Source organism: Candidatus Hepatobacter penaei (genome assembly GCF_000742475.1).
GTDB lineage: Bacteria > Pseudomonadota > Alphaproteobacteria > Holosporales > Hepatobacteraceae > Hepatobacter > Hepatobacter penaei.
Window position 1 is genome coordinate 180,786 of sequence record NZ_JQAJ01000001.1, and the last position, 12,456, is coordinate 193,241.

The 12,456-nt window shown below is 51.1% G+C and carries 10 protein-coding genes; 5 read left to right on the plus strand and 5 right to left on the minus strand.

Annotation, left to right across the window (positions count from 1 at the left end; translation table 11 throughout):
* Nucleotides 1-852 (minus strand): DotU family type IV/VI secretion system protein, encoded by an 852-nt coding sequence (locus tag IG82_RS06805; RefSeq protein ID WP_052545560.1) that lies wholly within the window; start codon nt 850-852, stop codon nt 1-3.
* 66 nt (nt 853-918) lie between these two features.
* Nucleotides 919-1,917, minus strand: coding sequence for a tyrosine recombinase (locus tag IG82_RS0101045; RefSeq protein WP_052545562.1), 999 nt, complete (start codon nt 1,915-1,917; stop codon nt 919-921).
* Nucleotides 1,918-2,111: 194 nt separating this feature from the next.
* Here IG82_RS0101045 and IG82_RS0101050 point away from each other — a divergent pair, with 194 nt between their 5' ends.
* Nucleotides 2,112-3,443 carry a DNA-packaging protein gene (locus IG82_RS0101050; protein WP_216476115.1) on the plus strand — a complete coding sequence of 444 codons (1,332 nt, stop codon included), beginning with the start codon at nt 2,112-2,114 and terminating at the stop codon, nt 3,441-3,443.
* Here IG82_RS0101050 and IG82_RS0101055 read toward each other — a convergent pair.
* Nucleotides 3,405-3,914, minus strand: a complete 510-nt coding sequence (locus tag IG82_RS0101055) for a nucleoside deaminase (protein WP_281172855.1) — start codon at nt 3,912-3,914, stop codon at nt 3,405-3,407. The two genes, IG82_RS0101050 and IG82_RS0101055, sit on opposite strands and share 39 nt — an antisense overlap.
* A gap of 57 nt (nt 3,915-3,971) precedes the next feature.
* Between IG82_RS0101055 and thyX the strand changes: the two genes are divergently transcribed.
* From thyX to rpsD, 3 genes are all read left to right on the plus strand, one after another.
* Nucleotides 3,972-4,925 (plus strand): FAD-dependent thymidylate synthase, encoded by a 954-nt coding sequence (thyX, locus tag IG82_RS0101060; protein WP_082192006.1) that lies wholly within the window; start codon nt 3,972-3,974, stop codon nt 4,923-4,925.
* Nucleotides 4,926-4,976: 51 nt separating this feature from the next.
* Complete coding sequence (locus IG82_RS0101065) at nt 4,977-8,648, plus strand: UvrD-helicase domain-containing protein (protein ID WP_031933838.1); 3,672 nt, start codon at nt 4,977-4,979, stop codon at nt 8,646-8,648.
* 82 nt (nt 8,649-8,730) lie between these two features.
* Nucleotides 8,731-9,375 (plus strand): 30S ribosomal protein S4, encoded by a 645-nt coding sequence (gene rpsD / locus IG82_RS0101070; RefSeq protein ID WP_031933839.1) that lies wholly within the window; start codon nt 8,731-8,733, stop codon nt 9,373-9,375.
* 288 nt (nt 9,376-9,663) lie between these two features.
* Here rpsD and IG82_RS0101075 read toward each other — a convergent pair whose 3' ends face one another.
* Both IG82_RS0101075 and IG82_RS0101085 read right to left on the minus strand, forming a co-directional pair.
* Entirely contained in the window at nt 9,664-10,326 is a 663-nt protein-coding gene (locus IG82_RS0101075; RefSeq protein ID WP_031933840.1) for an OmpH/Skp family outer membrane protein, read from the minus strand.
* Nucleotides 10,327-10,626: 300 nt separating this feature from the next.
* Nucleotides 10,627-11,121 carry a hypothetical protein gene (locus tag IG82_RS0101085; RefSeq protein WP_031933841.1) on the minus strand — a complete coding sequence of 165 codons (495 nt, stop codon included), beginning with the start codon at nt 11,119-11,121 and terminating at the stop codon, nt 10,627-10,629.
* A 412-nt stretch (nt 11,122-11,533) separates the two neighbouring features.
* On the opposite strand from IG82_RS0101085, the gene IG82_RS0101105 reads away from it, so the two are divergent.
* Nucleotides 11,534-12,448, plus strand: a complete 915-nt coding sequence (locus IG82_RS0101105) for a hypothetical protein (RefSeq protein ID WP_031933842.1) — start codon at nt 11,534-11,536, stop codon at nt 12,446-12,448.
* Nucleotides 12,449-12,456: the final 8 nt, after the last annotated feature.

Below are 12,456 nucleotides of genomic sequence, written 5' to 3' on the forward strand. Positions count from 1 at the left end.
TCATCTTTCTAAGATGGAGGATACATCGTCTAAAATCATATCTACGGTGCGTCTTAGGTTATTTGTGGTGTCATACCAAATGATATAGGAAACCACGATATACAAAGCCACCATGCCCGCAAAAATCAGGCGCCAGGTCTTCTTTTTTTGCTGAACCGCATTTTCATGGAGAATGTCTGAGATATTAAATTGCAAGGTGTCAGGAAAAAGGGACACGTGCCCATCAGGCAGGGTGGGCCGTTCTTGATACAAATGAAAAAAAAGCTCTTCTTTATAGTGAGTAATTTTGCCCTGGTCATCAAACCCGCGATAGCGCCCTCGAAACCCGAGACCTAAGGCGCTGAGATACAAAAAGGCCAGATCTTTGCGTGAAGGCTCTTTGAGTTGGAGAAAATGATCAATGTTTTCAAAAAATTTTTCACCGGCCACGTGGGTATGAAAAAGCCTTTCTTCCAAAAGATTGGCTTCCCAGAAAGCACGGCCCTGCCACGAAGGCAGCGAGAGAAAAATTTCATCCGCCAGGGCAGCCATGATGTATTGGGCTTCTTTGTAAAGGGATTCCCCAAATTGACCTTCAATGCGCTTGGCTTCAATGGATTGCTCTTCAAGAAAATAATAAAGCCGGTCTAAGATATCTTTGGCTTCGGGGTCTGGGCTGACATCCAAAAAGTGTTGCGTGTTGGACCCTACATGTTTTAAGGCATGGGTCTTAGACGAGAGTGCCGTGACCTTCATTTTCGCAATTTCAATACAGAATTGTTGAAAAAAGGTCACGAGATAAGGAAAATGCGTGTTGTGAGCCGTCATGTGAGAAGGGGCAGGAACATCGTTAAAAAATTTGGGCCTATGCATAGCCCGAGAGTGTAGAATTTTATTTCACGATTAAACAAACTTTGTATTTATATTTGTTTATTTTGTTTATTTATTCGATATCTCTTGTCTGAAATTTCCGTTAAGCGGGTGAAATCTGTGCAATGTATCCACCAGATGACGTCTGAGCAGATTAGTATAAATCTGCGTGGTGCTTAAATCACGGTGACCTAACAGCTTTTGGAGCGTCACAAGGTCTGCGCCGCCTTCTAGCAGATGGGTGGCAAACGCGTGCCTCAGCACATGGGGAGACAGTTTAGCGGAGTCCATGCCTGCCTGTTTGGCCAAATTTTTCAACAAGGTACATACATATTGACGCGTGAGGGGTTGCCCTTGGGATGACGGAAATAAGTGTAGAGATTCATGCCCGTGGGTCAAAAAAAAGGGGCGCACGGCTAGATAAGCCCTGACGGCCTCTTCGCACGTGCGGGTGGTGAACACCAGCCGATCTTTTTCCCCCTTGCCCCGCACAAAAACGCCTGTGGTTTGGGGGGATTGCTGGGCGGTGAGCGACGCAAAGGCACTGACTTTAAGCGCCAAGAGCTCAGACACGCGCATGCCGGTGGCATAAAGAAGGCTGAGGCACGCATACAAGCGTTTGCCGCGGGGTGTGACGTCGCGGGCAGCCGTGTCTAGCAAACGCGTGACCTCATCAAACGAAAGAGTTTTGGGCAAGCGCGCGGGCCGCCGTGGAGATTGAATATTGTGGGTAGGGTTGTCTTCACGCAGGCGATCTTGCAGTAAAAAGCGATAAAACTGTCTGAGAGTCGAGAGGTGACGATTGAGGGACGTGGCTTTGAGGCCACGCTCTGCCAGGTGCGTTAAATAATCGCGTATATGGGGGGCTTGAACCTCCAAAATAGAAAGCTTAACCACGGTGGCAAGAAAGTGTTGGAACGACAACAAATCCTCGCCATAGGAGGCACAGGTGCGGTGGCTGGCATTGCGTTCAGCCCGCATGGCCTCTAAAAACTGTTCAACGAGCCGTTGATGGGTGCGCGTGTGTGCATCAGGCGGCACTGTTGTGTGGGGTGAGGAGGCCTGCATACGCGTTACCCTGTGATAACCTGTGTTAATTTAAAGTTAAACGTTTGACTTTTCACTTACGTTTTTTGCTAAGATGACATCTATGATCACGATCTTATAACGGTCCTTGATGGTTTTGAAAAGAGTGAACCTGTCCTCAAGGAGAAAAAGTATGATCCTCTCTTTCTTTTCGTCCTATAAACAGGGCGTGTGTCATGTCTGAGCGGGCTTCTGTGCTGACGCCTCATCGCGTGGCCCTTTATCAGCGCATGCGTGCTGTGCTGCGCGCCACGTGCCACAAAAGACAGCAAGACAAGCATCGTTATGACTGGGGCCGTATGGCCAGGCCGTCTCAAAGAGCGCCCCTTGGTGATTGGCGTCTATGGCTCATTATCGCGGGACGGGGGTTTGGTAAAACCCGTACGGGCGCTGAAACCGTCCGGTCATGGGTTGAATCAGGCTGTGCAAAACGGTTGTGTTTGTTGGGGGCCAACATGGACGATGTGCGCAAAGTGATGGTAGAAGGAGAAAGTGGCTTGTTGCAGGTGTGTCCACCCTGGAATCGCCCAACTTTTTATCCCTCAAGAGGGGTGCTTGAATGGCCTTCAGGAGCCGTGGCCACGCTTTACAGTGGGCACAACTATGAAAAGCTGCGCGGCCCGCAATTTGACGGGGCCTGGGTGGATGAGTTGGCCAAATTTGAAGATCCAGAGGCCGCGTGGGATAAATTGATGATGGGGATGAGGTTGGGCAAAACCCCGCGCGTGGTGGTGACCACAACGCCTAAACCATCCCCGTTTTTGCGGCGTTTGTGCACGTTGTCTGGGGCCGTGGTGTCACGCGGCAGCACCTTTGAAAACAAAAAAAATCTCTCGCCTGCCTACCTTGAGGCCATGAAGCAACGCTATGAGGGCACAAAACTGGGGAAACAAGAGCTAGAAGGACAGTTTGTGGCCGCAGAAGAAAATGCGCTGTGGAGTTATGATTTGCTAAAAAACTGTCGCTGGCCCCAGGAAAAACCCTTGCCAAACCTTGTGTCGTGTTTGGTGGGTGTGGACCCGTCGGTGACATCAGGTGAAGCCAGCGATGAAACGGGCATTGTGGTGGTGGGCAAAGATGCGCAGGGTGTTTTGTATGTGCTGGAGGATATAAGCGGGCGTATGGATGCCTTGACGTGGGCGCGCCGAGCCATTGAGGCTTATAAACGTCATGAAGCCGACGCCATTGTGGCTGAGGTGAACAATGGGGGCGATTTAGTGACGCGCGTTATTCATGATGTGGATGAAACGGTTTGGGTGCGCGCTGTACGCGCCTTGCGGGGCAAATGGATGCGGGCGCAGCCAGTGGCGGCTCTTTACGCGCAGGCCCGTGTGTTTCATGTAGGTGAGATGGCAGCCCTTGAGCAGCAGATGATTACCTATACACCGCAGGCCTCATCCTCCCCTGATCGCCTTGATGCTCTGGTATGGGCGGTGTCTGAAATGATCCACCCGTCGCACAAAGCCCCCTCAACCCCCCCAGGGCCCAAAATCTGGAGCCTCGGGTGAAGCCTTCCGTTTTTGTTGAAAAAAGGTTTGTAAAAGCTGACCAGCCTCATCTTCCCTCACGCCGCCCACATAAGAAGGGACAAAGCTGGGGCTGGTGTCAAAGAGGCGCGGTCCATGCACAAGCGCGCCCCCTTTGGGGTTATAAGCGCCAAACACAACACGGCCCACGCGGGACAAGATGAGGCCGGCCGCACAAAATGCACAGGGCTCAAGGGTGACATAGAGCGTGCAGTCTGTCAGAAACGGTGCCTGCAGGGTGCGTAGACCTTCCTGGATAGCCAGCATTTCTGCATGTGCCAACGGTGTCTTCAAGGTTTGGGTCAGATTATGTCCCTCAAAGATCACACGGCCTAAGGGGTCATGGCAGAGCACGACGCCCACGGGCACCTCATCACGCATAAGGCTTTGTTTTGCTTGATGAAGGGCGCGCTTCATAAAACCTTGATGGGAGGATCTTTTTAGGGTGCACATTTGGCGAAAAACGGATTAGAGTGGGGAGAACGACGAGAAGAAGAGGGGGTCCAATCGATGACCATGCCAGCAGAAGATATCGAACATGCTACACAAAATGCGGACGAGTGCCTAGAGACCAAGCGCACAACGGTGCCGGCCATGGAATCTTTTCTTCATCAACCTGTGCCTGTGCTTGATCATGGGTTTGTACGTCTTGTGGATTATATGGGCTCAGATCAATCCATTGTGCAGGCAGCGCGCGTATCTTATGGCAAGGGCACAAAGCGCAAAAGTGAAGATCGGGGACTGATCTTTTACCTGATGCGCCATCGTCACACCACCCCGTTTGAAATGTGTGAAATTAAATTTCATGTGAAAATGCCCATTTTTGTGGCGCGGCAATGGGTGCGGCACCGAACCGCCAACATCAATGAATATTCAGCCCGTTATTCTATTTTGAGCAAAGAGTTTTATGTGCCCGAGCCTGATCACATGGCTGCTCAATCTGAATCAAACAGCCAGGGCCGCATGCCCGAGCCCTTGCCGCCGGATCAGGTGAATTCTTTGCTGTCTCTTTTGCGCCGTGATTCACTGCAGTGTTATGACACCTATATGTCGCATATGAACATGACAGACACAGGGGAGCCCGTGGACCCTGACAAAGATGGGCTAGCGCGCGAGCTGTCACGCATGAATCTCACCCTCAACTATTACACTGAGATGTATTGGAAAATTGATTTGCACAACTTGTTTCATTTTTTGCATTTGCGTGCCGATTCTCATTCTCAATGGGAGATTCAGGCCTATGCAAAAGCTATGCTGCCCATGGTGAAGGCATGGGTGCCGGTGGCTTTTGAAGCGTTTCAAGAATATCGTCAAGGGGGCGTCTCTTTTTCCAAAAGTGGTTTGAAGGTGATCCAAAAGCTGATTCGCGGTGAATTCGTGAAGCGGGAAGACACAACCTTGTCTCAGCGGGAGTGGTCAGAGATGATGGCAACCCTTGAGGTGGACGAAAGCCGACACACGTAACGCTCAGGTTTAAGCGCGTCGATCATGTGAGCATGAGAAAAGGGCAGGGCTATGTTTCTAACCCATGAGCAACGCGCTGCGGTCAATCCGCGTATCAGTGCGTGGGTTGAAGCCTCGGCGGGCTCAGGCAAGACCCGCGTGCTGACAGATCGTCTGTTGGCCTTGATGATTGAGGGGGCTGACCCCGAGCGGTTGCTGTGCTTAACCTTTACCAAAGCCGCGGCCTCAGAAATGGAAGCACGCCTTAACAGCCGTCTTTCTGCGTGGTCGCTCATGCCTGATGATGAGGTGCGTGACGCCCTCAACGATTTGGGCCTTAACCCCACGGCTGTGCGCATCAAACGGGCTCGATCTTTGTTCGCGCGGGTCCTAACCTTACCCTATGGTGTGCGCATCCAAACCTTGCACAGCTTTTGCGAGCGTCTGTTGCGCCGCTTTCCTCTGGAGGTGGGATTGATCCCCCATTTTCGTGTGATGGATGAATATGCGGCCATCAAGCTCTTCCGCGATGCGTTTGACCATGTGCTGACGCAACAGGTATCCACCCAAGGTTCACCTCAAGAGGTGAGTCAAACGACCTCCTCAAAATCCATCCAAGAACCTACCCAGCTTAGGCAAGCCCTGATGCATTTATCTGAAACCATGAATTATGGTCAGCTATGTGACATGTTGTGGGATCTGTTAGGTCAGCGGCGCTTTGCCACATCGGTGGGCCAAGGGGGGGACATGGCGGCCATGAAACGCGCCTTGGGCCTTGAGCAGAATCATAAAGAGGCTTATGTGGCTGCCTTTATTGAGCGCACGGATCAAAAAGCCTATCAAGGCCTTGTGGAAACTCTTGATGCGCTGGATGGCCCCCAAGGTCTGTCACCGGCTGTGCAAAAAACGAAAGACCTTATCACCGCTATGCTCGACCATCCTTGTGAAGAGACATACGCCGCCGCAGCCTTTGTGTTTCTCACGAAAGAGCATCAAGCCAGGCAGCGCGTACTGCCTTCAAAAATCGCGTCAGCTCTTGTGTGTGAGAGACTGACCTGTGAGGCTTTTGTGGCCCAAGAAACCCAGCGTTTTTTGGATTTTGTGGATAAAATCCATGCCTACCGCGTGTGCGCAGAATCAGAAGCCCTGGTGGTATGTTTTGATGCGGTGTTGCGCCGTTATGAATCAGAAAAAAAGGCCAAAGGCGTCATGGACTATGAGGATTTGATTGCCAAAACCTCGGCCCTGTTAACGGTGGGGGATGCATGGGTGGCCTATAAGATTGATGGCGGCATCGACCATATTCTTGTGGACGAAGCGCAAGACACAAGCCGGCTTCAGTGGCAAGTGATTGGCGGGCTTATGGACATTTTCTTTGAGGGCAGTGAGGTGCATAAAACCCTGTTTGTGGTGGGGGATCCAAAACAGTCTATCTACAGCTTTCAAGGCGCCGACCCGCGTTTGTTCCATGATATGCGCGCTGTGCTGGAAGACAAACTTAAGCGCCTGTCTAGGCCCTTTCGGCATTTGCGTCTCAACACATCCTTTCGCTCTGTGCCCACCATTTTATCAACGGTGGATCAGGTGTTTCGCCATCCTGACGCGCACAAAGGTGTTGGCCGTGTGCAGCATCAGGTTTGTGATACCTATAAAAGCGTGCGGGGCTCTGTGACCTTGTGGCCATTGCTGGACAAAAATAAACAGGAAGATTCGGAGGGATACACGCCGCCGCAAGATGTGCGCTTGGCCTTAACGGTGGTGATGTCTGTGCAAAAGTGGTTGCAAGAGGGGTTGTGGCTTGAGACAGCGCAAAGAGCGCTGCGCGCTCAGGATGTGATGATTTTGGTACGCAAGCGAGGCCCGTTGGTGGATGCGCTCACCCGTTTGTTCAAAGAGGCGGGCATGGCTGTGCTGGGGCAAGATCGTTTTGCGCTTACCCAAACGCTTGTGGTGCAAGATTTATTGGCGTTGGCGCGCTTTTGCATAACGCCAGATGATGATCTCACCTTAGCCACAGCGTTGAAGGGACCCCTTATCGGCCTTACGGAAGAAGAGCTGTTCACAGCCTGCCAGCGTCCCCAAGGGGATCGCGTGTGGGACCATCTCAAAGCGCTGTCACACCCATGGGCCCGCGCAGCGTATCAAAAGCTTGTGGCCTATCGTGAAAAAGCCACCACGGCGACGCCCTTTGCCTTTTTCACCCATGTGTTGTGGGCGCAGGGGGGCGCGCGCTTGTTTTTTCAACATGGCGGTGAGGACGTGCGTGATATTTTGAAAGAGTTTCTCACCCTCATCAGCGCCGAGGAACCCAAGGTGGGCTATAGCCTCGAGCGTCTCTTGGGGCACATTGAGGCACAAGATATCACCATTAAGCGTGATCCTTCCACCAAGGCCTTAGGGATTCGTATTTTGACCATTCATGGCGCTAAGGGCTTGGAGGCACCGCTTGTGATCATTCCAGAAGCCTCTCATTTTCAGCCACCCGCTCAAAAGCTGTTGTGGTGCCCGGTTGGTGATGTGTATATCCCGGTGTTCATGCGATCTTCGTTGCCTCAGACGCTTCAGGCTTATAAGGCTGAGATGAATGCATCGTTAGATGAAGAAAGTCGTCGGCTTTTTTATGTGGCCCTGACCCGGGCTCAAGAGCATTTGGTGATGGCAGGCACAGAAAAAGCGCGTGGCTATGAGCATTCATGGCATGCATTGATGGCGCGCACGTTAACGGCAAAATGGGCGTGTGATGCCGGCACAGAACATAAAGAAGAGGTGCAAAAAGAGATGCAACAGGGGACACAACAGGCCCATGTCCAGACCCAAGGGCGTATGACCTTTGCCGCAGCGCGTGCAGATCTAGAGCACGCAGATGAAAAGCCCTCAGATCAAGATGATTCAGCTCAAGAGGGGCAGAGGGAAGAAAAGAGAAGGCAAGAAGAGGGGGTATCCACCACCCAAGAAACGAATCAGGCGTCGGGCAAGGATCGCGCGCAGCCCAGGAGCGACAAACGATACGCGTTTCCCCCATGGTCGTCGATGGCCCATGCGCCGTTGCACACGCCTATCATCACACCGTCTTCACGGCAGAGCTCAGATGACGCTAACGCCTTGACCACACATGCATGGGGGGAAAAGGGGAATGCCGTTCCGTCACTTTCCCGCGCGCAAGCTGCAGCCTATGGGCAAGCGGTGCATGGGTTGCTGGCCATGTTGCCGGGTGTGCCTCAGGCTGCCTGGGCGCAAAAAGCCAGGGATGTGTGTGCCTGGTTGGCTCTATCGCCTGATGAGGTGAGCATGGCCCTGAGGGAGGCCGCCGCCGTCTTAACGGATGCGCGCTTTTCTTTTTTGCACGATCCGCGCGCCCGCCGTGAGGTGGCCTTCAGCGCACTGGATGCTGCCTCCTCATGGATGCCCCACGCGGATCGTGGTCATCGTGACAAAGGGGCCTTGGTGTCTCCTCCGACTTCTGTGCCTTTACTCTCCTCAGATTCCTCACAAGCCGCGCAGGTCATGATCTCGGCCCGGCTTGATTTTTATGTGGCCCAGCCTCATGAGGTGAGGGTGATTGATTTTAAAACAGATCGGCGCCCCCCTCAGCATATGCCGGCGGCCTATGCCCAACAGCTTGGCATGTATGCGGCTCTGTTAAGGCCCTTATACACACAGCCCATACGTGCCTATGTCTTGTGGACGCGTACCCGTCATCTGATGCAAGCCTTGCCTGATGAAAAGGGGCAACAAAGCGTTTGACAAGGCCTGGGGGATTCTTATACCCTGAGGTGAGGGTGTTCTTTGCGAGCACAGACGTTTTTGAAGGGATAATGACTTTTCTATGAGCAAGAGGCTTGCATCGAAGTATAAAATTGATCGCCGTTATGGCGTCAACTTGTGGGGTCGTGAGAAGAGCCCCGTCAATCTGCGTGATTATAAACCCGGCCAGCATGGTGTGAAGGCACGTGCGGGTGGCGGTGGTGGTGGCGGCAAGGCTTCGCCCTATGGGTTGCAGCTGGCGGCTAAGCAAAAGCTGCGGGGCTATTATGGCGGCATCCGTGAAAGCCAGTTTCGCAGGTTTTATAAAGAAGCCGTGCGCCTGACAGGGGATACGGGTGAAAATTTCATTGGCCTGTTAGAGCGCCGTTTGGATGCTGTGGTCTATCGCATGAAATTTGTGCCCACCATTTTTGCGGCCCGTCAGTTTGTCAATCACGGGCATGTAACGGTGAATGGCAAGCCTGTGAATATTCCTTCCTATTTGGTGTGTGCGGGGGATGAGATTGAGGTCAAAACAGCCTCTAAATCCCTGACCATCGTTTTGGAGGCTGCGGTCTCGCCCGAGCGTGATGTGCCTGCCTATTTAGAGGTGGATAACAAAAAAATGAAGGGCGTATTCGTGCGCATTCCGGCGCTGGCTGATGTGCCCTATCCCGCGCAAATGGAGCCTCATCTGATCACAGAGTGGTATGCCCGCCGCGTTTAGTGCTGCATGGCGCTGAGCAACCGTGCCTTGACCCCAAACTTATTGTGCGCTGACCTTTTTGTATGGCATCGTCTTGCGGTTGGTAGCGTTAAGCCCACATCTTAGGTTGGTGTCTGCAGGCAACCGTTTTTTCATGAACCATCTTGTGTTAACCGTCTTGTGTTAACCATCTTGAGGTTAACTATCTTACGGCCAACCATCCTTCCGGCATACCTTGTTGTTGGGTGTGTGCCCTTAAAAAACTTCTTTTTTATGGTGAGGCCTCGGCATCAAGGCTTATGCCTGTGTTTAGTCTGCAAGCACAACCCTGACCCATGTCTTATTACGTTCCGCATCTTTGGGCATGAAAATAGGGCTCCATTTATCCGCAAATACATTAATATTGTTGATTATTTCTGGATCTTCGAGCCCTTGAACATCAAGGTTTTTCACAGTGTCTGACGTCATAGGTGCCCCCAAGGCCTCCTCAAACTCCTGACGTGCCTGTGGAGGTAATGCGGCATATTGATCGTTGAGAGCGATGAATATGCGTTGTGCCCGGTTTTTCTTTTCTTGACGCACCCTTTCTTCCTTGATGGCCAGATCAGCCTCAGCCTGTTGAAGCGCCCTGTTTGCGTCCTCTTCCTTTTGCTGAGCCTCGCGCTCTTTTGTGGCAAGGGTCTTTTGTGATGCAGTCAACGTGTTGATTGTATCAACCAGCTCCTCTTCAAATCTCTTTACCTCCTTTTGAACCCTCTTTTTTTCTGATTTCTTAAAGAAATTGCCGGGAAAAGGATGCAGCGTGTTTCCAGCGTTTGTGACAAGGGGGTCAACATGATCAGCATTCTCTTTGAGAGCTGTTTTTGTTTCTGTGTGCGTCACGTGGGAAGGGTTTCTCTTCCCGGCATAAAGGTCGGAAGTGCTGAGGGTGGCGGCGCCGATAAGCACCATCAAAACAATACGATAACTCATAAAAACAATCCTGACTTAACATGACCAATCAAAACAATAACGATAGATCTATTGTAAATAAGCATGCGTAAAAAACACGTAAAAACAAATGCTTATAATAAAACTGCTTCTTTTTGTCAAAAAAGGTCTGTGCCCTTCATGTGTTGTGGTGCGTGTGTTTGCCTTTGTTAAGGGGGCTGAGCAGGAACGTGAGCCTTTTGATGGTTTTTTCTATGCTCCGATAACCACAAAAGCTAACGATGGATAAGCCATGGGTAGCCCCTGGGTGCACGTGTGCATGTCACACAGAGCCCCTCAATGTTATTCATCATAGGTGCCAGAGACTTCCTCAAGGTCAGGGAGTGTGTCGTTGGATAGGGCCTCCAAATCTAGGTCCAAGTAAGCACCATAATCTCTGTCAACAGAATAGAGGTGTTCAATGATAGAGAGCACCTTAGGATCTGATGCCTTGTTACTTTCCAATAGCTCGTTCATCCATCCTACATCCAGAACCTTGCCTATGGGATATTTCCTGCGACCAATATCACGACTTCTTGTAAAAGTCTTTTCCATATCATCCATGATGATGTTTGGTATAAAAGCATGCTTTTGGGAGATCTGGGAGGCTGCATGTATCGCTCTTTTTTCTATGTCATCATTGAGGGCGTAGGAGGAGGTGTGTTGGGGCAGTTGATCTACCACAATCTTGGCGTGCACCTCTTCAGGGGAGGCAGGTGGGGGAGGCGGGCCATACACAGACGGTGTCGTGAAAGCTGTCAATATTGCCAACGAAAAACCAAAATATACATACTTCATAATTCATACTTAAAAAAAGAATCTATATATATCATTCTCATTATATTTTTTTAATAATTCAATAAAATCAACAAGGTAGGTCGGCAAGGGCATAGGTTGATCAACAACCTTGCGTTGCAACGTCATCGGTGCGCGCCACGCTGATGAAACGCCTTTTGGATGTAGGACAAAAGAAAGGTCGCTACAGAAGAGGCCTACAGCCTGTTGACATGTTGGCATTCATGTGGGGCCGCCCTATGTTTGGCGCTTTATGTGTGTGAATGGGCAGGTCAGGATTGTTTTTCTTCATGAAAAAAGTGTGTTATTTCTGTCTGTTCAAGAAAAACGTGGCGTGATGACGAAATAGTCAAAGTATTCCTTAATCTTTATTCTTTATTTTGAAGGGTATTGGATGCATGAGAGTGTTTGATACATGGGCCGAAAAGCACGCACACTTCTTGTTGCTTTGTTTGTCTTTGTGTGGCTGCCGCAATGTATGTATGCCCCGCCACAAGCCAATGTGCCACTTGCACAGGTCAGGCCCATTGGGTATGTTGACAATCGTGCGCATTTTCGCGGCTTTTCTTTTTCTGTCTTTCAAGGATTTGAAACCTGGGGAACACCCATTCCCCTGACCCACAAGATCAAATATAGCGACGACCTGGCCATTACAGGGTTTCGCGGTGGACTGGCGTTGGGCTATTTCTTTGAAATTTACAATGGTGCCTTTTTTCTTGAGGCTGCGGCCGCCACCAACCCGATGAAAGAGGTGAATATTGGGCAAATTTTTGACAACCTGCAGCCTATGGTGACGCTCAGACGGTCAGATGTGAGCGCATCAGGCACACTGGGGTTGGGAAGCAAGCTCACCAAAAACACGGCGTTTTTTTTGATTGCTGGCGTTGATGCTGCCATGGCCACCATTGACGTGATTGATGACCCCGAAGCCTTTGTTCAAGATTTTAATAATCGCACCACATACGAGCCTCCTATTACAGCGAATACTGTGTTGCCGCAGGTACGAGACGCTGGTACCGGTTTGCCTGCAACGCCTCCAGCTCCGCCAGCGCCATATGCTTGGGCTGAAAACAGGTTTACTCAACCGGCCCAAGGCCTTTCTGCGGCCATTAGTGATATGAACCAAAGCCCTTATACGATGACCCGCAAGCGCTTGCCCATGCTTACGGGACGCTTAGGATTTCGCATTGCCTCGATGGTGAATGAGCATGTGTCTTTCCAAATTGAATTTGCCGGGCGGTGGTCGCATATCTCCATGCCTAATTCCTATATCAACACCATCAAAACCAGCGGGATCGATTGTCAAATCCGCCTTGGCTATCACTTTTAAAGGCATGG